This is a genomic window from Methanococcoides seepicolus (assembly GCF_023684405.1).
GTDB classification, from domain to species: domain Archaea; phylum Halobacteriota; class Methanosarcinia; order Methanosarcinales; family Methanosarcinaceae; genus Methanococcoides; species Methanococcoides seepicolus.
In genome coordinates this window covers 1-24,861 of sequence record NZ_JAGSOI010000001.1, presented here as the reverse complement: position 1 = coordinate 24,861, position 24,861 = coordinate 1, and the positions used below count along the sequence as shown (strand labels likewise).

Annotated in this window: 26 protein-coding genes, 1 tRNA gene and 1 pseudogene; 17 read left to right on the top strand and 11 right to left on the bottom strand. The window is 44.7% G+C overall.

Annotated features, from left to right (window positions below):
- Positions 1–4: 4 nt before the first annotated feature.
- Both KDK67_RS00140 and KDK67_RS00135 read right to left on the bottom strand, forming a co-directional pair.
- Positions 5–496 carry an Lrp/AsnC family transcriptional regulator gene (locus tag KDK67_RS00140; RefSeq protein ID WP_250866814.1) on the bottom strand — a complete coding sequence of 164 codons (492 nt, stop codon included), beginning with the start codon at positions 494–496 and terminating at the stop codon, positions 5–7.
- A gap of 43 nt (positions 497–539) precedes the next feature.
- Positions 540–917 (bottom strand): 30S ribosomal protein S8e, encoded by a 378-nt coding sequence (locus KDK67_RS00135; protein WP_250866813.1) that lies wholly within the window; start codon positions 915–917, stop codon positions 540–542.
- Between the two features lie 181 nt (positions 918–1,098).
- On the opposite strand from KDK67_RS00135, the gene rnz reads away from it, so the two are divergent.
- Entirely contained in the window at positions 1,099–2,016 is a 918-nt protein-coding gene (gene rnz, locus KDK67_RS00130; protein ID WP_250866812.1) for a ribonuclease Z, read from the top strand.
- 180 nt (positions 2,017–2,196) lie between these two features.
- The gene (locus KDK67_RS00125) at positions 2,197–2,862 is read left to right on the top strand and encodes a hypothetical protein (protein ID WP_250866811.1); all 666 of its coding nucleotides are present in this window, start codon (positions 2,197–2,199) and stop codon (positions 2,860–2,862) included.
- A gap of 17 nt (positions 2,863–2,879) precedes the next feature.
- On the opposite strand, the gene KDK67_RS00120 is transcribed toward KDK67_RS00125, so the two are convergent.
- Positions 2,880–3,149 carry a hypothetical protein gene (locus KDK67_RS00120; protein WP_250866810.1) on the bottom strand — a complete coding sequence of 90 codons (270 nt, stop codon included), beginning with the start codon at positions 3,147–3,149 and terminating at the stop codon, positions 2,880–2,882.
- A gap of 40 nt (positions 3,150–3,189) precedes the next feature.
- Complete coding sequence (locus tag KDK67_RS00115; RefSeq protein ID WP_250866809.1) at positions 3,190–4,305, bottom strand: AAA family ATPase; 1,116 nt, start codon at positions 4,303–4,305, stop codon at positions 3,190–3,192.
- A 357-nt stretch (positions 4,306–4,662) separates the two neighbouring features.
- Here KDK67_RS00115 and KDK67_RS00110 point away from each other — a divergent pair, with 357 nt between their 5' ends.
- From KDK67_RS00110 to KDK67_RS00095, 4 genes are all read left to right on the top strand, one after another.
- Positions 4,663–5,034, top strand: a complete 372-nt coding sequence (locus tag KDK67_RS00110) for a response regulator (RefSeq protein ID WP_276575014.1) — start codon at positions 4,663–4,665, stop codon at positions 5,032–5,034.
- A gap of 21 nt (positions 5,035–5,055) precedes the next feature.
- On the top strand, positions 5,056–6,534 hold the full coding sequence (locus KDK67_RS00105) for a response regulator (RefSeq protein WP_250866808.1): 1,479 nt from the start codon (positions 5,056–5,058) through the stop codon (positions 6,532–6,534).
- A 147-nt stretch (positions 6,535–6,681) separates the two neighbouring features.
- Positions 6,682–7,458 carry a sulfide-dependent adenosine diphosphate thiazole synthase gene (locus KDK67_RS00100; RefSeq protein WP_250866807.1) on the top strand — a complete coding sequence of 259 codons (777 nt, stop codon included), beginning with the start codon at positions 6,682–6,684 and terminating at the stop codon, positions 7,456–7,458.
- 87 nt (positions 7,459–7,545) lie between these two features.
- Positions 7,546–7,620, top strand: a tRNA-His gene (locus KDK67_RS00095).
- A gap of 301 nt (positions 7,621–7,921) precedes the next feature.
- Here the strand turns inward: KDK67_RS00095 and KDK67_RS00090 are convergent.
- From KDK67_RS00090 to KDK67_RS00080, 3 genes are all read right to left on the bottom strand, one after another.
- A complete protein-coding gene (locus tag KDK67_RS00090; RefSeq protein WP_172368676.1) occupies positions 7,922–8,269 on the bottom strand; it encodes a DUF356 domain-containing protein in 348 nt (115 codons plus the stop codon).
- 119 nt (positions 8,270–8,388) lie between these two features.
- Positions 8,389–9,198 carry a pyrroline-5-carboxylate reductase gene (gene proC, locus KDK67_RS00085; protein ID WP_250866806.1) on the bottom strand — a complete coding sequence of 270 codons (810 nt, stop codon included), beginning with the start codon at positions 9,196–9,198 and terminating at the stop codon, positions 8,389–8,391.
- 78 nt (positions 9,199–9,276) lie between these two features.
- Entirely contained in the window at positions 9,277–9,771 is a 495-nt protein-coding gene (locus KDK67_RS00080; protein WP_250866805.1) for a multiprotein bridging factor aMBF1, read from the bottom strand.
- 83 nt (positions 9,772–9,854) lie between these two features.
- Between KDK67_RS00080 and KDK67_RS00075 the strand changes: the two genes are divergently transcribed.
- Both KDK67_RS00075 and KDK67_RS00070 read left to right on the top strand, forming a co-directional pair.
- A complete protein-coding gene (locus KDK67_RS00075; protein ID WP_250866804.1) occupies positions 9,855–11,135 on the top strand; it encodes a proteasome-activating nucleotidase in 1,281 nt (426 codons plus the stop codon).
- Between the two features lie 18 nt (positions 11,136–11,153).
- The gene (locus KDK67_RS00070) at positions 11,154–11,738 is read left to right on the top strand and encodes an endonuclease dU (protein ID WP_250866803.1); all 585 of its coding nucleotides are present in this window, start codon (positions 11,154–11,156) and stop codon (positions 11,736–11,738) included.
- A gap of 2 nt (positions 11,739–11,740) precedes the next feature.
- On the opposite strand, the gene glmM is transcribed toward KDK67_RS00070, so the two are convergent.
- Positions 11,741–13,087: a phosphoglucosamine mutase gene (glmM, locus tag KDK67_RS00065; protein ID WP_250866802.1), complete on the bottom strand. Its 1,347-nt coding sequence runs from the start codon at positions 13,085–13,087 to the stop codon at positions 11,741–11,743.
- Between the two features lie 117 nt (positions 13,088–13,204).
- Here glmM and KDK67_RS00060 point away from each other — a divergent pair, with 117 nt between their 5' ends.
- Entirely contained in the window at positions 13,205–13,492 is a 288-nt protein-coding gene (locus KDK67_RS00060) for a signal recognition particle protein Srp19 (RefSeq protein WP_250866902.1), read from the top strand.
- Positions 13,493–13,644: 152 nt separating this feature from the next.
- Here KDK67_RS00060 and KDK67_RS00055 read toward each other — a convergent pair whose 3' ends face one another.
- Both KDK67_RS00055 and KDK67_RS00050 read right to left on the bottom strand, forming a co-directional pair.
- The gene (locus KDK67_RS00055; RefSeq protein ID WP_250866801.1) at positions 13,645–13,821 is read right to left on the bottom strand and encodes a preprotein translocase subunit Sec61beta; all 177 of its coding nucleotides are present in this window, start codon (positions 13,819–13,821) and stop codon (positions 13,645–13,647) included.
- A 42-nt stretch (positions 13,822–13,863) separates the two neighbouring features.
- Positions 13,864–14,883 (bottom strand): S-methyl-5-thioribose-1-phosphate isomerase, encoded by a 1,020-nt coding sequence (locus KDK67_RS00050; RefSeq protein WP_250866800.1) that lies wholly within the window; start codon positions 14,881–14,883, stop codon positions 13,864–13,866.
- A gap of 143 nt (positions 14,884–15,026) precedes the next feature.
- On the opposite strand from KDK67_RS00050, the gene KDK67_RS00045 reads away from it, so the two are divergent.
- Together KDK67_RS00045 and KDK67_RS00040 are read left to right on the top strand one after the other, a co-directional pair.
- Positions 15,027–16,877, top strand: a complete 1,851-nt coding sequence (locus KDK67_RS00045; RefSeq protein WP_250866799.1) for an HD domain-containing protein — start codon at positions 15,027–15,029, stop codon at positions 16,875–16,877.
- Complete coding sequence (locus KDK67_RS00040) at positions 16,874–17,626, top strand: tRNA (adenine-N1)-methyltransferase (RefSeq protein WP_250866798.1); 753 nt, start codon at positions 16,874–16,876, stop codon at positions 17,624–17,626. Before KDK67_RS00045 ends, KDK67_RS00040 begins: the two co-directional genes overlap by 4 nt.
- A gap of 5 nt (positions 17,627–17,631) precedes the next feature.
- Here the strand turns inward: KDK67_RS00040 and radB are convergent, their stop codons facing one another.
- Positions 17,632–18,309, bottom strand: a complete 678-nt coding sequence (gene radB / locus KDK67_RS00035) for a DNA repair and recombination protein RadB (RefSeq protein ID WP_250866797.1) — start codon at positions 18,307–18,309, stop codon at positions 17,632–17,634.
- A 418-nt stretch (positions 18,310–18,727) separates the two neighbouring features.
- Here radB and KDK67_RS00030 point away from each other — a divergent pair, with 418 nt between their 5' ends.
- The 6 genes and pseudogenes from KDK67_RS00030 to KDK67_RS00005 all read left to right on the top strand — a co-directional run.
- Entirely contained in the window at positions 18,728–18,979 is a 252-nt protein-coding gene (locus tag KDK67_RS00030; RefSeq protein WP_250866796.1) for a glutaredoxin family protein, read from the top strand.
- A gap of 109 nt (positions 18,980–19,088) precedes the next feature.
- Positions 19,089–21,380 (top strand): anaerobic ribonucleoside-triphosphate reductase, encoded by a 2,292-nt coding sequence (gene nrdD, locus KDK67_RS00025; RefSeq protein WP_250866901.1) that lies wholly within the window; start codon positions 19,089–19,091, stop codon positions 21,378–21,380.
- Positions 21,381–21,402: 22 nt separating this feature from the next.
- The gene (locus tag KDK67_RS00020) at positions 21,403–22,188 is read left to right on the top strand and encodes an anaerobic ribonucleoside-triphosphate reductase activating protein (protein ID WP_250866795.1); all 786 of its coding nucleotides are present in this window, start codon (positions 21,403–21,405) and stop codon (positions 22,186–22,188) included.
- Between the two features lie 66 nt (positions 22,189–22,254).
- Positions 22,255–23,106: a DUF4349 domain-containing protein gene (locus tag KDK67_RS00015; RefSeq protein ID WP_250866794.1), complete on the top strand. Its 852-nt coding sequence runs from the start codon at positions 22,255–22,257 to the stop codon at positions 23,104–23,106.
- Positions 23,107–23,156: 50 nt separating this feature from the next.
- A complete protein-coding gene (gene thiL, locus KDK67_RS00010; RefSeq protein WP_250866793.1) occupies positions 23,157–24,152 on the top strand; it encodes a thiamine-phosphate kinase in 996 nt (331 codons plus the stop codon).
- 74 nt (positions 24,153–24,226) lie between these two features.
- A pseudogene (locus tag KDK67_RS00005) lies at positions 24,227–24,861 on the top strand (S-layer protein domain-containing protein); the annotation flags it as partial.

The window sequence follows — 24,861 nt, the reverse complement described above, 5'->3', positions numbered from 1 at the left end:
GATCTTATGGTGAGACAACGAGCTTTTTCACTTGCTCTGGTTCATCAAGGATCACTCCGTCTTCCTTGTAGGTCTTCAAAACAAAGTGTGTGGAAGTGCTCTGGACCTGTTCCTGTGTCGCTATTTTCTCTGCTACAAAGAAGGCGACCCGTTTCATGGATTTGCCTCGCACTGTCATTGCTATGTCATTTTCACCCGAAAGTAATCTTACTGAACGTACTTCGGGGAACTTGTAAAGTCTCTCGGCAATTGCCTGATATCCCAGTTTGCGTTCAAGGCTTATCTTAAGCTCGATAATGGCGTACACATAGTCATCCCCTGCCAGGTCCCAATCGATGATGGTCTTGTATTTGCGAATGATCTTTGCTTTCTCAAGTTGCTCGATCTTCCTACTGACCTCATCGGCTGTCATGCCAGTGAGTGTTGCTATTTCTTCTGAGCTTGTCCTTGCATCGTCCTCAAGGATATCCAGTATGTTGCGTGTTTGCTCGTCCATGCCTTGAACACCTTCGGGTGTAAAAAAAGAATGATCGAGTAATTTACTCGATCAATACTGCGTTGATCACTCCGTCCTGACCTGGACGGCTTGTGACACGTGCATTGCCAGCAGCGGTCTTGATGACTGCTCCCTTTGTGATGATGTTACGCCTGACGTAGTGCCCGCTTGCTGCGTTCTCTACAACGGTTTCGATAGCAGATACAACTGTTTTCCCATCAGCTGGGTTTGTCACATTTGCGATGTTTGCCTGAAGGAGCCTTACTTTTCTGTTTCCGCCACGTGTTGGAACGTTCTTCCTCTTTGTGTCGTTCACGTGGGTAGCTGCAGGCTCACGGCCAAGCTCGAACTTCCTCTTTCCGCGTGCGGATTTGATCTTTGCTCCTGTGTATTTCCTTTTTGATCTTCCCTGGAATTGCATGATTAGTCCTCTTATTTATTATAAGTAATGTGAATTTTTATTATTATAATATAGGTTAATAGGATTTCCTTTACTAATAGGATTCTATATGAACTTTTCGAGCCAGCGGCTTTGTCCATTCAATTGAGCATTCCATTTATGTGATAACAGCTAAATAATTCTATCGCATATTTATCTTTACATGCTCAAAGTTACATTCTTAGGTACCGGTGGCTCTTTGCCGACAACGAACCGCAATCCTTCCGCGATCATGGTCAACAGGGATGGGGAACTTATAATGTTCGATTGCGGTGAGGGTGCCCAACAGCAGATGATGCGTGCAAAGACCGGAATGATGAATTTATCTTCCATATTCATAACTCATTTCCACGCAGACCACATACTCGGGATACCCGGTCTGGTCCAGACTATGTCTTTTCAGGGGCGTACCGAACCCCTTACCATATATGGTCCTGAATGGGTGGAAGAATTCGTGAAATTTCTCACTGCAATGGGTTATTACAAATTGAAGTTCGAAATAAATGCAATAAGGCTCAAAAGTGGAGAGTCCATAAAGCGTGATGGTTATTCCATTGTAGCTTTAAATACCGAGCATAACGTTCCAAGCATCGGCTATGCTCTTGTGGAGGCTGAGCGCCCCGGAAGGTTCGATCGTGATAAGGCCATTGAGCTTGGCGTTCCTGTGGGTCCTCTCTTTTCAAAACTGCACCATGGTGGATCGGTCGAGGTAGGTGGCAGGGTTATATCAGCTGAGGATGTAGTAGGTGATCCACGGCCTGGTAGGACGATCGTTTATTCTGGTGATACGCGCCCGTGTCTTGGCGTTCTCAAAGCAAGTGATGGCGCTGACCTGTTGATACATGACAGCACCCTTGCTGACAATATGATCGACTGGGCAAAAGAGTCCATGCATTCGACTGCAGGTGAAGCCGCTGCCCTGGCAAAGAAGGCCGGTGTCAAAAAGCTTGTCCTGACTCACCTGAGTTCAAGATATTCAGACGATGCAACTCCGCTCCTAAATGATGCAAAAGCGTTATTCAAAGACGTGATACTTGCCGAAGACCTTCTGGTGATCGAAGTTCCCCTTAGTGATGATTGATACGTGGGGATGCGGATAAAACTTTTTTACTAGACTGCCCAATAAAGTATCAGGGATTGGTTGGGGGGCAGCCTATGCTAAATGAAGATCATACGTGTTAGTCTAAAAATATTCAAAATGGAGTTGAGGGAGGCAATGGGGAAACGATTCGAAAGCAGAAGATCGATCCTTATTATATAGATGAGTTCAACGATATCATCTCAAAGATGGCATCTATGGGGGGCAGAGATATCCAGAATCTCAAAAGGCATCAATAAACTTACTGTCAAAGTCTGTAATACTGCGGTAAAACTTGCAAAAGAAGCTGATGATATTCCTTTAAATCTTATCGATCAGGCTATCACTCTGAATTTTGCCAATTCGAAGGAAATAGAACATGATATTAACAGGATGATATCCGAAAAGATGAATTTGGGGGAGATGTTCCACTATCCTGAAAAGTTCCGTTATGATATGAATCGTAAAAAAGATCTCGTTCTCCGTAAAGTACCGGAGAACAAGAAACTTGGTATAAACATCAATTATGCCATTGAAGCTTTTTTTGCACAGCAAGCTTCTCAGGATAAATGGAACCTGGTCATAAATCACGAATGGTTTGAGCTTAGCACAAGACCAAGATTTGAACTGGCACCGGAAATGCTTCCTGCAGGACTGGAATATGGATCAAATGCAGGAGTTGTGAACATCAATGAGTTTTTTGATATGGATTCACTTATTCTGGAATGGGGTGGTGGTCTCAACCTCTTCGATCCGGCCTGCTTCGATCTGCTAATGAAACACACTGTCCAAAAAATAAGTAGTGTGGATGAGAAAGGTATCATGCACACTTATGAGATCGATGAATAAGATCTGTTCTCATATGTTCAAAGTATGGTCCAGTCAATTTCGGTATCATTCTCATCGTAAAGGTGGACCTCAATGGACATCTCTTCAATATCGTATGGTAGTTCCTTCACGCTAAGAAAGAGTGAATCTCCTATCTCCTTGGTGAATCCTTCTGCTTTGACCCTGGCAAAATAGACACGTCCGCCGGAGTCAATATCTTCGACAACGACACCTTTCCATTGTTTCAGGTTATCAATTATGTTCACGATCTTGCATTCAAACCTGTCAGTTTCCTCTATGGTGCTCATGATATCACATTTGAGTTATAATGGTTGAAAGTTCCATCTTTCATATATAAAGTCTATCCAAGGCAGCAGTGTCTCCTTTTTTAGTCAGTTTGGAAATGACTCCCTCAAAATAATCCTGCCTTACAACTTCTTCATCATTCATTATTGCCTGGTGCAATGCGGTTTTCAGAACCTTCTCAACAATATCTCTTCCTGAAAGCCCCGCTGTGAGTTTTGCTATCTTTTTCATATCAATATCCTCTGCGGGTAGCGGGAACGTACTGATGTTCTTCTCTATTATCGCATAACGGTTCTGCTCATCAGGAAGTGCAAACTCTATCTCTTCCTCAAACCTGCTCCTAACTGCTGGATCAAGGCTGTTGGGGCGGTTGGTCGCGCCAATGGTGCAAACTCCCCGGCGTTCCACGATCCCATCCATTTCCGTAAGCAATGCATTGACTATCTCTGCGACATCGCCTCTTAATTCCTGATTTCGCCTGTCCAGTGCTATTGCATCCAGCTCATCGATAAAAATGATGCATGGCTGCATCTCTTCAGCCCTTTCGTAAAGCTGATGGATCTGTCGGGCACCTTCTCCTACGAACTCTCCTATCAGTTGGGTTGCTTTGATGGGTAGCAATGGAACGTCCGTTTTATTTGCAAGGGCCTTTGCAAGCATTGTCTTCCCTGTGCCGGATGGTCCGAAGAACAGTACGTTCCTGGGGGCCCATTTGCCAAACTTCTCTGGCTCTTCCAAGAACCTCTCGATGAGTTTACATTTCTGTCGTGCTGAGCTCTGCCCCACCACATCATCAAAAGTGACATCTGACTTGAGTCTGGGAATGATCGATGCTTTTTCTTCGTCATTGATGACTATGGTGGTTTTTATTCCTATGGCAGAACCAGGTGGTACTACTTCGATTATCTTATACGCAAAATCCGGGTACATCCGGCGGTCGAACAAATATTCTCCTTCATTTGCCACAAAACCGTTCCACTGTTTCCTTGCATAGTGTTCAAAGACCTCTGCGTTGTCTATCTCCGGATATTCATCAAGCATGCTGCTAAGTGGATATCCCTGCGGTTTCAATATGACTAGCTCTGCAGTGTGTTCAGTAGGGTCTGCATTCTCTTCCCTATCTCTTTTTTGTGTGGTCTTCTGGGTTGATCTGACCATGTTATCAGCTCTTTTTTGTTATAAATGTAAGAGATCTATTGGATCGAATCTGTTTCCTGATGGTCTGCGAATTCTACCGAAGGTCCGTTTCAAATTATTATTTCTAAGGATGCGAACTATAACATCTCAATATATGACTTTAACGGGATAATTAATATATATTGAGTTGGTAAATATATTATGTTATAATATCATTTATCAAATATAAATTGCTGGGAGTTGGTTGATCATGGTCATGATCCCTTTATCCACATTCCTGCTAATTTATTGTTTATTTTTCTAAATGCGGCACTCAAGGCTGTGTGCAATAGAAAACTCAACGGAATTTAAATCAAGATTATTAATAAGGTGGCAATAATGGCTCAAATATTGGTTGTAGAAGATAATCCCATGAACATGGAATTAACAGTTGATCTTTTAGAATCCTGGGGGTATGAAGTAGGTCAGGCAGAAGATGGTCCGGAAGCTCTTGATAAAGTAAAAGAGGCTAAATACGATCTTATTCTTCTGGACATGCAACTTCCGAGAATGGATGGACTTGAGGTGCTTTCTCACTTAAAGGAGGACCCTGATACTGCAGATATTTCGGTTGTAGCTCTTACTGCTCACTCAATGGCAGGGGATGAGGCCAAATTCCTTGATGCCGGGTGTACTGGCTATATTTCAAAACCTATCGACATCCACGAGTTCAAGAAGCAAATTCCGGAATACCTCGGTAAAACTGCTTGATCAGAGGAGTTTGGTGTAATAATGCGCGGTGATGCCGCTCCGAGGATACTGGTCGTTGATGACGAACCTTTGAATGTGGAACTGATGGAGATATATCTCTCCCCTGATTATGAAATAATTTCTGCATATGGTGGTCTGGAAGGTCTTGAGAAGGTTGCAACTGAAGATGTGGACCTTATACTTCTTGATATAATGATGCCGGATGTTAGTGGTTTTGAAGTATGCGAACAGTTGAAGGCCGATCCGCGTTATCAATTGATACCTATTATAATGGTTACCGCACTTTCCGGTAAGGATGATAAGATCCGGAGCATTGATGCGGGGGCGGATGATTTTCTTTCTAAACCGGTCGACAGGCTGGAACTTGCAACACGGGTGCGTTCTCTTTTAAGGATAAGGCAGTTGAATGACAGGTTGGTGCAACAAAGGGATCAGGCACAGAACTATCTTGATGTTGCAGGCGTAATTCTCATGGTAGTTGATAAATCCCAAAATATCACTCTTATCAACAAAAAAGGCTGTGAGATCCTTGGGGGCAGTGAAGATGAGATCCTTGGTAAGAATTGGTTTGATACTTTCATTCCTGAAGACCATGTTGAAAGTTCAAAGGCTATTTTTTCCAGTTTGCTCGAAGGCGATCCAAATACCTATGAGTACACCGAAATACCGATCCGTACCCTTGATGGCGAAGCACGTCTTATCAGTTGGCATCATGTCCTTATATGGGATGAAGGGGGGGAAAATACCTCTATTTTGGGTTCTGGTGAAGATGTTACCGAACGTAGGAGGGCAGAAGTTGCTTTAAAGGGGTATGCGGAGGAACTTGAACATTCCAATGAGCTAAAGGATCTCTTTATTGACATTATCAGGCATGACCTGATGAATCCGGCGGGTGGTGTCAAAGGTTTTACCGATATCCTTCTAAAAAGGGGTAATTTTGAAGGTGAGAACCTTAAGATGCTCCAGGCCATAAAACGTGCAAATTCCAAACTTATTGATATGATCGAGAGTGCAGCTGCATTTGCAAAGGTGGAGTCGGTTTCACAGGTGAAGCTAAGGCCAATGGACCTGGCTGTAATATTAAGAAATGTTGTACACTCCCTTGAGCCACAGTTGAAAGGGGCTGGTATTGAGATATCTCTGCCACAAGAGGGTGTTTATTCTGCATCAGTTGATACGACGATAGAAGAGGTGTTCTTTAATCTGCTTTCCAATGCAGTAAAATATAGTCCAGAGGACACTCGTATTACTGTGGGAATAGATGATCTTGGCAAGGAGTGGAAGGTAAAGGTTCTGGACCAGGGATTCGGTATCTCCGATGAAGATAAACCGTTGGTCTTCGAACGGTTCAAGAGGCTGGATAAAGGCGGCATTAAAGGTTCGGGTCTGGGTCTTGCGATAGTCAAGAGAATAGTTGACCTGCATGGTGGCAAAGTTGGGGTGGGTGACAATCCTTACGAAAAAGGAAGTGTGTTCTGGGTGACCCTTAATAAGGCATGATCTTTCGGGATCATTTATCTCTTGTGTTTTTTAGTTCGTGTCATTCTTTTCATTATCCGGTTTGTATACTGAAATTGCCGATTCCAATAACTTTAAGATACATGCATGCAATGAGCTTTTGCTTTCAATTTATCATGAGGTACTAATATGAAACTGGATGAGGTCACGATTTCAAGAGCGATTATAGACGAGTTCTCAAAGGTCTTCCTTGATTACACCGATGTTGATGTAGCACTTGTGGGCGGCGGCCCTGCTAACCTTGTAGCAGCAAAATATCTCGCAGAAGCAGGCCTGAAGACGGTCATCTACGAGAAGAAACTGGCTGTTGGCGGCGGCATGTGGGCTGGCGGTATGATGTTCCCGCGTATTGTCGTACAGGAAGATGCACGTCACATCCTTGATGAGTTCGGTATCTCATACCGTGAGTACGAAAAGGGCTATTATATCGCAAATTCTGTGGAATCTGTTGGTAAGCTCATCAGTGGTGCAACATCTGCAGGTGCTGAGATATTCAACCTCGTAAATGTCGAGGATGTTATGATCCGGGAAAATGATGAGATATGTGGTCTTGTTATCAATTGGACTGCTGTTGAGATCGGGAAATTGCATGTTGATCCTCTGGCAATACGTTCTAAGGTCGTTGTCGATGGTACTGGCCATCCTGCAGTCGTTTGCTCCACTGTCCAGCGCAAGGTTCCCGGGGCAAAGCTCGGCGAACTCGGTGTAGTGGGTGAGAAGCCAATGTGGGCGGATGTCGGGGAAAAGATGCTCCTTGAGACCACAAAGGAGGTATATCCAAACCTTTACGTTGCAGGGATGGCTGCTAATGCTGTTGCAGGTGCACCTCGTATGGGTCCTGTCTTTGGTGGAATGCTTCTTTCAGGCAAACAGGTTGCAGAGCTTATCATCGAAAGGCTTGGATAATCTTTCTATGGCTGATTTGAGCCAAAAAGTTTATCTAATAAAAATACTAGTATAAGGTGCTTCATAGTGAAGCACCACCTATTCCGTGCCGGGGTAGGGTAGCGGTTATCCTGTAGCCCTGTGGAGGCTACGATCCGAGTTCGACTCTCGGTCCCGGCCCCATTCTGATTCTTCTGTTTGATCTGATTATCACTACTGGTACTTTTTAGGGATTGTAACAAGTTTTAGAGCTCATGTTATCTCTAAATAAGTTGCCACATTGTCATTGTTCTACTATCGCTTGTTCAGCTTTGAATGTACAATTGTCTCGTGGTCTTATGGGATCTTACAAGTACATCTCTATGGAATTGTAATTGTTACAATAGCCTCGTGGTCCATGGGTCCGGGACAAAATTCTATATGTTTGCTAAAAAGATCCGCAGATCACTGAAATAAAGAAAATAAAAGATCTCTTATTTCCTTTTTAGATGTCGAATGTTCTATCAAACTCTGGATAAAGTTCAGAGCTTTCCAGAAGTTCTTCAAATGCATCGTGCCTTGGACTTACGATCACAACATGTGCAGGAGGGTGTATCTTTCTCAACTTGCTTATTGCGGCACCAGCATTCGTATCAAGTTCTACCAAAGCTGCAGAATTACATTTAGTTTTAAGTGGTACTCCTGAGACACTTACAAGAAGTTGATCTGCATAATTAGGCTCGATCCTTTTCGGGTTCGATCCGAATTTCATACTTCCATAGTGTTCTAGGTCGTGCAAAGCGATTTTGACCTTGTTCGGGTCCTCCGCTCGAATTACAGCAAAAGATTTCATTTTTTGTCCCCACACCAAACTTAATTAAAATTTAATGGAACTATTTAAGGTTTCCAATTATATTAATGTTTGGATACTGTATGGTATTTTGTTACGTTTTTCAAAAAAGATCATTGGGATTAGTTCCCAAGTTCCTTTGAACGCGTTGAAGATTCAATGACCGCATTCATAAAAGCAGCTCTTATCCCGCTCTCTTCAAGAGTGCGTATTGCTCTGATGGTCGTTCCTGCAGGGGATGTTACCATGTCCTTAAGTTCTCCTGGGTGCATTCCTGTCTCCAGTACCATTTTTGCAGCACCAAGAACTGTCTGTGCTGCCAGTGTGATCGCATTTGCACGGTCAAGTCCTTCATGGACTGCTCCGTCAGCTAATGCTTCTATAACTGGGAATATGTATGCAGGTCCGCTTCCGGATAGACCGGTGACCGCATCCATGAGCTTCTCAGGGATCGTTATTGCACTTCCAATGGACTGGAACATCTCAAGTGCGATCACCATATCCTCGTCAGTGGCATTCGTACCTGCGCAAACAGCAGATGCAGCTTCTGCAACGGTTGCTGCGATGTTTGGCATGACCCGTACGACCCTTGTGCCCTCATTCAGTTCATCTTCAATTGCTGCTACTGGAACTCCTGCTGCGATGGAGATAACTAGCTTGTCAGCGGTAATGCTGTCCTTGATGGCTGCAAGCACGCTTTTTAGTATCTGTGGCTTGACCGCAAGCACAACAACATCAGAGTCTCCTATGGTCTCAGTATTGTCAGTTGAGACATTAATACCCAATTCATTGTTGAGTCTTTCAAGAGCAGGCTTGTAAACATCACTTGCATTCAGAGTTATTTCGCTATGTGATGCGAGAATTCCTCTTATAAGTGATTCTCCCATCTTGCCTGTGCCTATGAATCCGATCCTTTTTTCTGTAAGATGCATTTTAGTTCCCTTTTCTGTCTCTTGATATGGGCAGTGTGCAATAGTTCATTCCAGCCATAGTTGGCTGAGACCACATTTTCATTTCCTTTTTATTGTGACGATGTCCCCAAGAGTTGTACCGCTGTTCAAACGGTCAGCATTCCATTCATCTTTGCCCTGCCGCTCCATAAGATTCACATTGAGTGCTTTTTCTATCTTCTTCCTGACAGAATCTTCCGGGGTTATCTCTCCCCTTTCTATCTTTTTTATCAGGGAAGCCTTCTCTTTGATCTTAATGGCAAGCACTTCTTGTGTCCATCCGCGTTTTTCGCGAGCTTCACGTATGACGGTCTCGTACTCGTCCACAAGTTCGTCATCCAGCTCAGCAAAAGGATCGCGTCTTGATGTTGTCCTTTTTTGAACATTCCGAATTGGTTTTGGAGATACAGGTGATATCTTTCTGGATACAGGTGAGCGTGCTCTTGCCGCATTTCCGTATTGTGAACACTTACTGCACACCTTAAGCTGGCTTCCGTCAATAGTGACGTCTATCGGCTTTTCTCTGATCTCTGCACCACATATTTCACATTGCATCGGTATCATCTCTTAAAGGCTATTTTAATTGCTCTTTACGAAAGTGCTATATACCGTCTCTACTTAAATAATTATTCGGAGCTATGACAGAAACGATCGACGATGAGCCAAGAAGCAATGATTATAGCTTCAGTGGCATTGGTAATGGGGATTTTGTTTCCGAAAGCGATGAGGATTTTTCAAAATATCTGCTGGATCGGATGAAGCAGCTTGAATCGCGAAACAATCTCCTGAAAGAGCAATGTGAACAGATAGAATCCGATAAGCGTTATATCGAATCACAAAAGCTCAAGTATGAACGTGAGACGCATCGCCTTCAGTCAGAAATTGATAGGTTAAAGTCTCCTCCACTTGTGGTTGCGAGTATAGTGGATATGTTTGATGGCGATAAAGCTCTGATCAGGAGCAGTACAGGTCCTCAGTTCCTTGTGAAAGTTTCACAGGACCTCGATGATGATGATCAGCTTGTTCCGGGGGTCAGGGTGGGGTTGAACCAGCAGACTCTGGCAGTCGTCGACATCATTCCTGAATCAGACGAACCGCTTATCACGGCTATGGAGGTAATCGATTCACAGGAAGTTGACTATTCGCAGATAGGTGGTCTGGACCAACAGATAATGGAGATAAGTGAATCTGTCGAATTGCCGATCACTAAACCGGAAGTTTTTGAACGCATTGGTATAACTCCTCCCAAAGGAGTCCTGCTTTTCGGACCACCTGGTACGGGAAAGACATTGCTTGCCAAAGCGGTGGCGCACAGGACGAATGCCACTTTCATAAGGGTGGTGGGTTCTGAACTTGTACAGAAATATATTGGCGATGGCGCAAAGCTTGTTCGTGATATTTTCGAGATGGCAAGGAAGAAAGCACCTGCAATCATCTTTATCGATGAGCTGGATGCGATCGCAGCGACACGTCTGGAAGATACGAACGGTGCGGACAGGGAAGTTCAAAGAACCCTCATGCAACTGCTTGCTGAGATGGATGGCTTTGACAACAGGGGTGACGTACGCATAATTGCTGCCACCAACAGATCTGATGTGCTAGACCCGGCAATTGTAAGGCCGGGAAGGCTTGACCGTATCATCGAGATACCATTGCCTGATCAGGATGGTCGTGAAACGATCTTCCGTATCCATGCAGAGAGGCTTAACATTGGCAGCGATGTAGATGTCAAAAAGCTGGCAGATCTTACAGAAGGGGCAAGTGGTGCCGATATAGGGGCCATAGTCATGGAAGCTGGAATGCTTGCTGTACGCAATGATAGTGACCACATAGGCATGTCTGACCTGCTTGATGCAGTTACAAAGGTCATGGTCCCCAAAGCGAACAATATCGATCATTCGGAGAACATGTTCTGGTGAGCAAAAGGTCGTGTTGCATTGGCATTTCATATCAAGCCTGAGATCAGGATACTTGGTATCGATGATTCCGCATTGATAAGTGATGATATTCTGATAGTGGGAGCTTTCTTTCGTGGCGGGCAATGGCTTGATGGCGTGATGCATTCCAGCATCCATCGTGATGGTATGGATGCTACGGAGAGGATAGCTGAGATGGTGACCTCAAGCAAACACTATGGTCAGATAAAAGTGATAATGCTTGATGGTGTGACCTATGGTGGTTTCAATCCGGTTGACATCGTCAGGCTGTATGAAGGAACTGAAATACCGGTCATTGTTATAATGCGTGAGGTCCCTGATCTTGAAAAGATCAAGGATGCCCTGTCAAATCTGCCTGACCCTGGAGAGAGATCTCGGATCATACTTCGGGCAGGTGCAATTACAAAAGTGGTCTCAAAGGATCCTTTGAATCCTATATTCATCCAGTGTGCCGGCATCGATACTGAAAAAGCAGGTGAGATCGTCCGTTTGTCTTCAACAAGGAGCAATGTTCCGGAACCTCTCAGGGTGGCACACATGATCGCCACAGGTATGATCTGTGGCGAATCCCGCGGCAAAGCCTGATCTCATTTCTGCATGCAATTCTCTGCCAGCTTTACACCTTCTTCCATAAGTGCTTCAGCTCTGTCCAGTGTCTTTGCTTCTGCAAATATCCTTATAATAGGTTCAGTTCCAGAAGGTCGTATAAGCACCCAGCCGTCGTGGTGCCATATCTTTACTCCATCGGTTGTATCTACTTCCAGTTCTCCTCCGACAACGCTTTCTTTTATTTTCTCCATCGTGGGGTCCAGGTCACTGCAATGAACCTTTGTCTTTGAATTGAAATAGACCGGTACGTTCTCTGCAAGGTGTGAAAGTTTCCTGCCAGATGCCATTATTTCAAGAAGTTTTGCACATGCCATGGCTCCATCGCGACAATATTGGTGTTCCGGGAAAATAAGTCCTCCATTACCTTCTCCTCCGAATGCCGCACCTATTTCCATCATCTTTCTTGCGACATTGATAGAACCGACAGCCGTCCAGTGAAGTTTCACTCCTGCCTCCTCTGCCACATCCAGCATACGCTGTGATGAGCTGACAGGCGTGACGAGGTCTCCTTTCTTGTCTTCGAGGATGTACTTCGCCATCATTGCCAAAAGGACATCTTCATCGATGAAATTCCCGTTCTCGTCAAAGAACACTGCCCTATCCGCATCTCCATCCTGGGCAACACCCATGTCCGCACCCCTGCTTTTCACAATATCGGAAAGCTCGGTCAGGACATCTTCGGTAGGTTCCGGATTGCGCCATGGGAACGTTCCGTCTATCTGGGCGTTGAGTGCCATTACCTCACATCCAAGTTTCTGAAGCAGGAAAGGCAACGTCAAAGAGCCGGCACCGCAACCGGTATCCACCACTACCTTGAAGCGCTTTTCACGTATGCTTTCCGCATCCACGGAATTGATGATGGCATTGATATATTGTTCATTTGCGTTCGTATCTTTGAAGAGGTCGCCCGTCCTTTCCCAGCTGGCTGCTGCGAAATCCTTTGACATGTAGATCTTTTCGACCTCTCTCTCTCCTTCCCTTGAGAACTCGCTTCCGTCTCCGGCAACCAGTTTAATTCCGTTGTACTCTCTTGGATTGTGTGATGCAGTGACGCCAATACCTGCATCGGCATACTCCCTTACATAATACTGGATGGCCGGTATCGGTGCTATTCCGATATCAATTACAGTAACTCCTGTGGACAACGCACCGGCGATAGCAGCCGATTTTAGCATGTCTCCTGATTTGCGGGTATCTCTCCCAACGACGACTGTACCCTTTGAACCCATGTATGTCCCAAGGCTCTTTGCGACATCTATCGCAAGCTGTGGTGTGATATATTCGTTAGCGATCCCTCTTACTCCGTTTGTTCCAAAAAAAGCCATTTTGTATCTCCTCTTCAAATATTTTACTAGTATGGTCGCTGAATCTATTTTATATTTTTGAGACCTCTCACTTGACCAAGTTTAAATTATATGAGTTCTAATCTATGCAGCATGATGATGCGTGAAAAAGGCAAACTGGTCATTTGGCCTGCAAACCTGGACAAGTCCCGATCGCGGAAAGGTGGCAGGATAATCTCCAGAAAGAGCTCTCTCGAAGCTCCGCTACTCAGGGAATTGACGGCAGCAGCTGAGAAATTGAACCTGAACCCTGAAGTGGAAGCTGATAAAAAGTATCCCCGTACATGGTGGGAATCAAGCGGTCGTATCCTTGTGGACAACAATGAAGCTAAGACCATGGTCGCAAGAAAGATCGCAAAGGCCATCAAGGGAGCACGTGGTGGCTGATCATCGGATCAGGTACACTGCCTTTTTTAATCTTTAAATTTAGTTGAAAATTATTTATGCTCTTTTAAATACGATAGTCTCAACTCTCTATCTGAAGATAGCTAATTAGTAATTATGAAAAAAGAACGAATTCAAAAAAAGATCTTGTCAGGTTAGGGCCAGAGGCCAAAACCTGCGCTAAGTGCAAGGATCACGATGCCGCTAATTGCGCCAAAGATGAATACGGTCCTTGGTTGTACGTGAATAGCTCTTTTATCCGCATCATAGTACGTCATAAGACCTGCAGATGACATCAATCCACTTCCACTTGATTTCTTCTTTTCTGTCATAGTTCCTCAATTAGTTCTTTAAATTTTTAAGCTTTGTGCCCGTTACGCCAATATCTCATCAATAAGAACAGGTGGTTCAAATATGCCCTTTTCAGTAATAAGTGCTGTGATGTTCTCCATGGGGGTTGCATCAAAGGCCGGATTATAGACATCCACATTCTTAGGTGCTATCTGGACATCACCAATATATCGTAACTCGTCCGCATCTCTCTGTTCTATTGTCACGGTATCCTCCCAGCCATTAGGATCGAAGGTCGAGACCGGTGCTGCAACATAGAATGGTATCTCATGTTCCCTTGCTACGATGGAATGGGTGTAAGTTCCTATCTTATTGAAAACAACGTCCTGTGTTATCCTGTCGGCACCCACTATCATCTTATCGACCATTCCATGCCTCATTACATGCCCTGACATGGAATCAGTTATCAGCTTTACCGGAATGTTATCCTGCATAAGTTCCCAAGTGGTGATGCGCCCGCCCTGGTTCAGGGGTCGTGTCTCGCAGGCTATGACATTGATCTCCTTTCCTTTCTCAACTGCCGAGCGAATTACTCCAAGGGCAGTTCCCCAATCAACACAGGCCATTCTTCCTGCATTGCAGTGTGTCATCACAGTGTCGCCGTCATCCAGCAACTTCTGTCCATACTTTCCTATGGCCTTGTTTATCTCCACATCTTCGTCTGCTATCCTGATCGCCTCGAAGATAACGATGTCCTTGATGCTTTCAAGATCGTAGGAATCTTCTGTGGCCTTTAAGACCCTTTTAACGGCCCATGCGAGATTCACTGCTGTCGGTCGTGTGGCTATAAGGGTGGAAGCAGCGACTTTCAAGTCATTGAGCAACTTTTCCATTGTGTCTGCACTGCTAAGTGTGACTGCAAGTGCCATTCCAAACCCTCCTGCGGCTGCAAGTGCCGGAGCACCTCTTACCCGAAGGGACCTTATGGCTTCACAAAGGGATGCAAGGTTCTTACATTCAATAACATTAAGTTCTACTGGCAGGAGTGTCTGATCGATCATCACGACACTTTTGGATTCATCGTTCCAGTCTATTGTTCTCATGTGGATCACTCAAGACCTTAACGAAGTTTCCGAATAAAAAAGTATTCAAGCTTGAACGTTCGTTCTGAATGGTTTCTGTTTATTCACCTTATCTGTTCCTTACCACACTTCATTTATATATCTCAGCTGACCTATTATATCTGATGACAAAACCTCTGGTAGTTCATGATCCAGTTCATAAGACCATCATCCTCTCTGAATTGGAGCAGCTTCTTATCGGTACGCCTCAACTTCAAAGACTTCGTGGCATTCAGCAGCTTGGTCTTGCAGATGTGGTATTTCCGGGTGCGAACCACTCCCGTTTTGAACATAGTCTTGGAACGATGCATACGGCATCTCTTCTGGGCAGATCGGTAGGACTCGACAATGAAGATATTATGAAACTAAGGCTCGCAGGCCTTCTTCACGATGTAGGTCATTCCGCTTTTTCACATGCTGTGGAAAGTGTATTGAAAAGGGATCCTGCGATACAGCCAAAGATGTGTGAGAATTGTTTTGTTGATCATGAAGCTTTTACAAAATATATCATATCAGAGGTAATTCCTGAGGACAACATAATTGCGAGATATGTTCGTGATGAATTGGGGTATGATCCCTTTGAGTTCTTCAATGAGGTGTCAAAGATCGCTACGGGTGATCTATCCATTGAAAAGCCCTATCTTTCTCAGTTGATGTCAGGGGATATAGATGCCGATCGTATCGATTTTCTACTTCGCGATTCTTACCATACTGGGGTATCCCTGGGACTCATCGATGTCGATCAGATAATGCAAAGTCTGTGCATTGTGAATGATAATGTTGTGTTCGGTTCTCCGGGTTCGGGCAGTTTTGATGAGGAACTTACGCTGGCAGCGGCAGAATCGATGCTTATCGCGCGTTCTCATCATTACACTGCGATCATTCATCATCCTCGTACTCAGGCTGTCAGGGTCATGCTCCTTTATGCGCTGGAGATGACCCTTCAGCAGCAGAAGGAGTTATTTGGGGATGAGGCCGTTGGAACCATGGTTGCGGATTTCTTTACTACTTATAATGATGCGGATCTGCTGAATTTCATCAATGCGAAGGGGGGTGAGGTGGCAAGGGGTCTGTTGCAGGATATTCGTGATGGGCAGATCTATGTTCCGGTTGCCCGGTCCAATCAGAAGACACTATCTCCGGGTACAAGGATGGCACTTTCGACCATTGCACGCAGTGGCAAGGCTACAAGGATGTTCGAAAAGGAGCTGGAAAAGAGGTTGGGGGATGTGCTTGTCGATCTGAGCATCGCAACGGGGGTCCCTAAAAGTGCCAGGGTGATGGTTGGCGGGAGCGAGAATTTCTTCTACGATGAGTCTGCTCTGGCAAACGGTCTGGTCCGTGCTATATCCCGGCAGATGTCATTGACCGTTTTCACTCATCCCGATGTTGCCATTACCTCGGAACTCTCTTCTGCCCAGGTGGTAATGCATAATATTGTGGATGACCTCTCGCCGAAACTGCTTCGCTTCATCAGGGAGGAGCAGTATCTTCCCATAGAGGGCTTGATCCTTCTTCTTTATGCTATTCATGAAATGTTCGAGGAAGTCCACGATGGTTTTGTCTCTATCCCGCGTATAAGGAACATCACCTGGTTGTACAAGAAGGTTGCATTTTTCAAAGAGGACATCAGGTTAAAATACCTGTTCGACTATGAGTTCCACACAAGATATGGTTTCCTTTACAGCAACAAGGTCTATGAGGACATTCAGTTGCTGGTAGCTATGGGGGTCGTGGATGAGGACCTGCGTTATTTTGAGAAGGATGGCAGGTTCAGGCAGCGGTATGAATATGTGCTGACAGATGCAGGCGTGCAATATGCGGCAGATCTTGTTGATCCCTATCAACGTGATTATAAAATAATTACTTCCGATCTTACAATGAACAAACATTCCATTCCCCGTGATATCGTTACAATGCCATTGGCAAGATTTCAGAGCGATCGGGAAAAGAGAACATCAGGTGCGAAAAAATGAAATTAGGCGAGATAGTGCTGTTAAAGACCAGCCATAAGGGTAAGATCAGAGAATTTATCACATCGGTATCTGATGAGAAGTTCCACTCGGATTTTGGCATGATAGAAATGTCAGAGTTGCTGGAAAAGAAAGAAGGGGAAACGGTGGAATCTCATATGGGCCAGACATTTGTCATCCAGCTTCCCAGGATGCCGGATTTCTTCAGGCATGCAAAACGTACTGGAACGCCTATCATGCCCAAGGATATTGGTATGATATTGGGCTATACCGGTCTCAATAAGAACGATACTGTACTTGATGCCGGCACAGGCTCCGGTATTCTTGCCATGTATCTGGGCTCTATTGCAAAAAGGGTGCTCAGTTTTGAGGTAAGGGATGATTTCGCGGAGGTTGCTCGTGAAAATATACGCCGTGCAGGTCTCGATAATGTGGAAGTGCGATGCGGTAATATCGTTGATGAAGTTAAGGAACTCGATGAGAAATTTGATATTGTGACGCTTGATACCATCGATTCAGCGACAATTGTGCCTTATATTCCTTCGATACTGAATCCCGGTGGTTTCCTTGTCACGTATTCGCCTTTCCTGGAACAGACAGCACAGATCAGAAAAGCAATAGCTGAGGCTGATTTCTTTGAGGTGAGGACGATCGAATGTATCGAACGTGCAATGTCCTTTTCAGATCGTGGCACACGTCCTTCAACATCCAGGGTCGGGCATACCGGGTATATCACCATTGCCAGATTGTGAGAATATTATCTGACTCCATCTGCGGTTATGGTGAATTCGCAGGTGGTTCCTTCCGGGCGGGAGCGATGTTTCCATATCTTTGCTCTGCGGCTTCCCGTTCCGGTCTTCTCAAGCTGAATTATTGTTTTCGAGATATGCTCAAGACTACTGCCGCCTATTGGTTTTAATGAATTTGATTTGATATCTGAATAGACCTGATTGGTTATGACCACCACTATGTCGCGTTTTCGTGCGAGACTGTGGAGGAATCCTATCTGATTTGAGAGCTCTCTTCTGGTCCTTATGCTTGAATCCTCATCATCAAGTTCGAACCTATAATATGCTGTTGCAGAGTCAACAATGATGACCCCGACGTTCTCTGTGCTTATCTTCTCGGTTTCCCTGACCGCAGAATACTGCTCTTCGAAGCTATGGGGCTCAAAAATGATTATGTCCTGGGCGATCTTTCTTGCGTTCTCGCCGGCTATCTGTTTGAATCGATCTGCAGAGAGGCCTTCAGTATCGATGAATATTGCTTTTTTCCCTTTCTTAACACATTCGATGGCAAGTTGCAGGCAAATATTGGTCTTTCCGCTACCTGCTTCTCCGAATATCTGAGTAACAACCCCTGCTTCAAAACCGCCTCCCAGGAGCTCATCTAGAGGCTTGCAGCTTGATGGTAACTGTTCTTTTATTGTCTTCACCTCGATATGGATTAAATGCTATTGTGGAATTTATGATATACATCTTTTGGCAAAGGGATGTTCTCTTATGTTAGTTCTGTTATGTAGGTTGTGTACTTCTCTTTAACAAATATGGTTATCTATTCGATATTTCATGTGGTAACAAACATGGTAATCAATACTCAATTTGTCTCATTATAATGATGAGTTATCCCTGCGTCCATTACCAGCTTTGTTACCAGGTATGATGTATTAGTATCCAATCATGGGGGCAAAAAGCATTATTAAGTGAGAGGTCCATAATGCTAATTTGCTCAAGTAGGGACCTTTTCCGCATTATATGCGGGCTATTGAAGGCGTTTATCATTTAATGTCTTCATGGGGGATGGGTGCGAAAGGTCTCTCGCTTACGTATCAAAATCTAATGGAAGGAAGATCAATGTCTGATATTATAATTTATACAACGGAAACATGCCCGAAATGCGTTCAATTGAAAAATGTATTGAAGTCCAACAATGTGGCTTTTACTGAAGCGGACATGTCAACTCCTGAGTCCCTTACAGAACTACGCTTAAACGGTGTTTTCACTGTAACGGCTCCGGTATTACAGATAGATGATGACTTTCTTACGTATGAAGAGCTATTCAACAGTGATGGGGTCGATCTTGGATCACTGAAGAGTATTTTATAAGGGATGTGGTCATGTGCAATCGGATACAAAAGCTATAGTTGATCCCGATAAGGGATTTGAGAACGGTGCAGCAGGATCTGTACCGGGTAAAGGGTCATTAGAGGCTACAATGATGCCACTTACCGAGCCACAGTCTTTGCAGCAGACACTTGACGGTCATTTCATTTCGACCATGCCAAAGGTTCGTACTACCGATGGTCATATGGTGAACTGGGACCGCAACATCGTGGTCAATCAACTATTAAAAGAGACCGCTCTTAGTGAGTGGTATCATAACATTTCTTCAATTTCGAAAGATGAGGCGCATGATATCGCAAAGGAAACGGAAAAGCGTATCCGTGGCATGAACATCAAGTTCCTCTCTGGTCCTCTTATCAGGGAACTTGTGAACCTGATCCTGCTCGAACGTGGTCATCTTGAATGGCGTAATGTCTCTACAAGGGTAGGTTCACCTGTTTTCGATGCATGTGAGATCGACCAGGGTTCAGGCTTTGAGGCCAATGAGAACGCCAACCTTCAGGAAAATGCGGAAACCGCCCATAAAAAGAAAGCTGACAAGATCTCCAAAGAGCAGTATCTTCTATTGCTTCCTCCAAAGATAGCCGATCTCCACCTCAATGGTGATCTTCACATTCACGATCTTGAGTACTTTGGTACTCGTGCTTTCTGTCAGGATTGGGACCTGAGGTATTTCTTCTACTATGGTCTGATGCCCGATGGGTCAGGTGCAAAGGCAAGTGTTGCAGGTCCGGCAATGAAGGCCGAGGTCGCAATGTTGCACGCGGTCAAGGCTCTGGGAAGTGCCCAGACCAACTTCGCTGGCGGACAGGGATTCTACAATTTCCTGACCTTTTGCGCTCCGTTCTTCGAGGGCAAACCCTACAAGGAGATCGAACAGCTAATGCAAATGTTCATCTATGAGATGACACAGATGATGGTTGCCCGTGGTGGACAACTTGTGTTCTCATCGGTACAGCTATCTCCAGGTGTTCCAAAGATGTGGAGAGACAAGCCTGTTGTTTACAGGGGTCGTGTCTGGGATGGTACCAATGGTACCGACAAGCGTGTCTATGGTGACTACGAACGTGAGGTTAGGCTTGGTTTCAAGGCAATGATGAACGTCATGCTCGAGGGTGATTACTGGGGTAAACCATTCAACTTCCCGAAACCTGAGATATCCATTGAACCGGATTTCATGGAAGAGGATGAGATGTTCAACCGTGCAAATCCGGAACTTCCAACCTATGATGAACTTTACACCATGACATTCGAACTGACCGCAAAGTATGGTACTCCCTACTTTGATAATCAGCTTCCTGAATACCGTGGTGCTGGGGAAGGCATTTCCTGTTACCAGTGCTGTGCTTACCAGTTCTCAGCAAACGCAGATTCAGATTCAGAATTCGATGAGAAAATGTACTTCAATGAGGGAAAACATTTCTCAATGGGATCCTGGCAGGTAATTTCACTGAACTGTCCAAGAGCTGCATATCTGGCAGAGAACGATGATGAGAAATTGTTCTCTCATCTTAAACATCTCATGGATGAGGCAATGGAAGTTTTCCAGACAAAGGTCAAGTGGTTAAAGCCTATCATTGATAATGGCAGGATGCCATTCGCAACACAGCAGCCAAAGGACCCTGTTACTGGTAAGAAAGGTGCGATTGCGGTCGATATAGATTCGCTGGTGTTCACCATTGGTGTTATCGGTATCAATGAGATGGTCCAATATCACACCGGTTCACAGATGCATGAATCCAGAGATGCTTTCAAGCTGGCTATCAGGGCAATGACCGAGATGGATATATACGGCAAGGAACTTTCCAAGAAATACGGTATGGAGATCGCTCTTGCAAGGACCCCTGCCGAGACCACTGGTCAGAGGTTCTCTGTTTCCGATCTGCTTCATGAGGAGTTCAGGGACAAGGTCCTCTCAGTTGTAAAGGGTGATGTAAAAGCAGCAGTTGAAGGTATAAAGAACACCCACGACCTGCCGATCTATTACACTAATGGTACTCATGTGCCACCAGGGGCTGATGTTTCACTGGTCGACAGGATCAATATCGAACATGTGTTCTTCCCTATAGTGGATGGTGGGGATATCATGCATATCTGGATGGGTGAAGGCTCACCGGACGCTAAGGGTCTGAAAGATTTTGCTATGAACATTGCGAAGAACACTCAGGTGGGATACTTCGCTTTTACCAAGGATATGAGCGTTTGTATGGATGATTTCCATATGATGGCTGGTCTGAAAGATGTTTGTGAGAACTGTGGTTCCGATAACATCGAGCAGCTTTCAAGGGTCACCGGTTATATTCAGGCTGTAAGTGGCTGGAATGCTGCAAAGAAGCAGGAACTGGAAGACAGGAAGCGTTACAACTCAGCCGATATGGTCTGAAGTCCAAGGTGCTTGATATCAAATGAATGTGAATTTTGGGGAGATCATCCCCATATCAACTATTGACTGGCACGGAAAAGCGTCAGTCGTTCTTTTTTTACGTGGCTGCCCTTTCAGGTGTCCTTACTGTCATAACTATGAGATATTGACAGTTCCCGATATGGTCGATGTGAAGGAGCTTGAGGAAAAGATCGATAACTCTCTTATTTTTGTAAGCAGTGTTGTCTTTTCCGGTGGGGAACCACTGGCTCAGAAGAATGCAATTATGCATCTTGCTTCCTATGCAAAGAAAAAGAAGCTGTTCGTGGGTATCCATACGAATGGCTATTATCCCGATGTTATGGAAGAATTGATGGATCTAGACCTTGTGGACAAGTTCTTCATTGATGTAAAAGCCCCCCTTGACGATCCTGATATGTACGGAAAGGCTATCGGGTATGGTGAATATTCTGTTGTTCCCGATCCTGCCGATGTTGTACAAAATATCAGGAGAAGCCTCTCTATAATTACTGAAAAAGGTATGGAATATGAACTTCGCACCACAGCGATACGCGGCTTCATAGGCGAGCCGGATGATATTGCAAAGATCGCAAGTTCGATAGCTCCATATCTGTCCATGTCGGGTGCTACCTATGTAATTCAGCAGGGAATACCTGCAAACGCAATGGATGAGAAAATGAGGGATATTGTGCCTTTTTCACGCGATGAGATGCTGGAACTTGCAGGGCGTGCCCATGAATTTGTCGATAATGTGTGGATACGTACAAAAGAGAAGGGTAATGAGAAGGTTAACTTCGAATCAAACTGAAGTTTAAGTAAAAACTTTATATGTTCGTGATGTCTCTTTGTTTATGAAGTCAAGGGGAATGTATCCATGAAACGAACACATCTATTCCTTTTTATTCTGCTATCTCTTTCGGTCATAGCAGCAGGTTGCACGGGCTATGAGAGTTCCAGCCCGCAATCTGTCTATCCTGAAAGTGATATGATATATGATCTTGAAGAAACATCTGCTTTTGATGGCGGCTCCTCTTATAAGTTGGCTGACAACGGCGCATCATCTCAAAGCAGTATTACACGTAAGGTAATTACTACATCTTCTGTTTCCATTGAGGTAAAGAACACTCCTGATGCGCTGGATAATATAAGCGATATCGCTGATGAGTTCGATGGATATGTGTCTTCATCTTCTGTTTATACCCGATATGATGATGAGGGTATGTATGGTTATATCACTATACGCGTTCCTTCGTCTGAACTTGACAAGGCGCTCGAGACGATAGGTGACCTTGGTAAAGTGACCTCCAAAAGCACAACTGCTTCTGATGTTACTGAGGAATATATCGATGTGAATGCACGCCTTTCCAATCTGGAGAAACAGGAGACTCGTCTTGGGGAGATCCTTGAGATGTCCACGACCGTGGAAGAGGTCCTTGCGGTCGAGAAGGAACTTGGACGTGTGCGTGGTGAGATAGAAAGTCTGACTGGCAGACTCAATTATCTTAATGACAGGATCGATCTTGCGACCATCAATGTCGATGTGAGTGAGCCTCGTAATATTACGCATTCATGGGGACTACGTGATGCCTTGTCCGATTCAGTACGTGGTTTCATAGGCAGTGTCAATGGTATCATCGTGTTCATCGGAGTTGCTATCCCGATCGTGATATTTGCAAGTATTGTGGGAATAATGCTTATTTTTGTCAAGAGAAGGGTCTGGAGATGATCCTTCCTTTTAGACATTACAAATAAATATTAAGAATGTAGGATAAGCTTATGGAAAGGTCAGACCTGATATCCGGGATAAACGAACGTGAGCTCATAGGTCATCTGTGTTCTGTTTTTTCTACGAGGAAAAGCCCTGCTATTATGGAGGGTGCAGGCTCGGATGATTGCGCTGTTATAGATATCTCTGATGAGGACTGTCTGGTGATAACGACCGATATGTTGCATCGCAAGACCGATTTTCCCGAGGTCATGAGTGCATGGCAGATAGGCTGGATGGCTGCTGCTGTGAACTTAAGTGATGTGGCTTCCATGGGTGCAACCCCTGTGGGTTTCCTTTCCGCCCTTGGTATCACGGCTGATATGGAACTTGGATTCGCTGAGGACATCGCACGCGGCATGGATGCCTGTGCAAGCTTTTGCGATACTTCTGTGATAGGCGGCGATATCGACCTTCATGATGAACTTACCATCACAGGTACCGCTCTTGGCAGGGTGAAAAAGGAACAGCTTTTGAGAAGAAGTGGTGCCAGACCGGGGGACCTTGTCTGTGTTACCGGAAATGTCGGTTCAGCCGGCGCTGCACTGCTGGCCTTACAGCAAGGGCTTGATGTAACCGATAATTTGCTGAATACTTTACTGGAACCTGTGCCACGTATAAAAGAAGGGCAGGCCCTTGCCAGTACCGGTGGTGTCACCTCCATGATGGATACCAGCGATGGTCTGGCCATGTCATTATATGATCTGGCAGAGGTCAATGGTGTCGGTTTCAAAATATTCGGGGAAGCTCTTCCTATTGACGATGAGGTGATCGCCCTTGTCGGTAATAATGATGCCCTTGAACTTGGACTCTACACAGGCGGGGATTTTGAGCTGTTGTTCACTGTTTCCCCCTCAATGCTGGACAATATCAAATCCGTTTGTTATTTAAATGTTGTAGGCGAAGTTATTGACGACACTTTAATATCTATAAAGAAGAGCGATGGGTCCGAGGTTTCGATAAATCGAAAAGGTTATGTACATATGGGGAGATTTGATAACTTATAATCATATAATATTTGGAGAAATTATCTATGAATAAACATTTTAAATTTATGCTAATAAGCTTGCTCATTCTGGGAATGAGCTGTGGGGTGGCGATGGCGACTGCTCCTGCATTGTCTGTTGATGCAGTATCTCCTTCAAGTGGTACTCCTTCTACTGATTTCAATTTTACTGTCACCTATACGGATGATGACGGTGACTTACCTTCTCCTATCAATGTATCTATTAATGGTACCAGTTATTCAATGTTTGAAGTGAATACGGGGGATACGGATGTTACAGATGGTAAGGACTATTATCGCACTGTAGGAGGTTTTCCAGTTGATACTCATAACTTCCAATTCACTGCATCCGATGGTACGGAAAGTGCAACTCCTACTTCATTAAAGACATTCGAAGTGGCTTCAGGAAATACTGTTCCTACATTGTCTGTTGATGCAGTATCTCCTTCAAGTGGTACTCCTTCTACTGATTTCAATTTTACTGTCACCTATACGGATGATGACGGTGACTTACCTTCTCCTATCAATGTATCTATTAATGGTACCAGTTATTCAATGTTTGAAGTGAATACGGGGGATACGGATGTTACAGATGGTAAGGACTATTATCGCACTGTAGGAGGTTTTCCAGTTGATACTCATAACTTCCAATTCACTGCATCCGATGGTACGGAAAGTGCAACTCCTACTTCATTAAAGACATTCGAAGT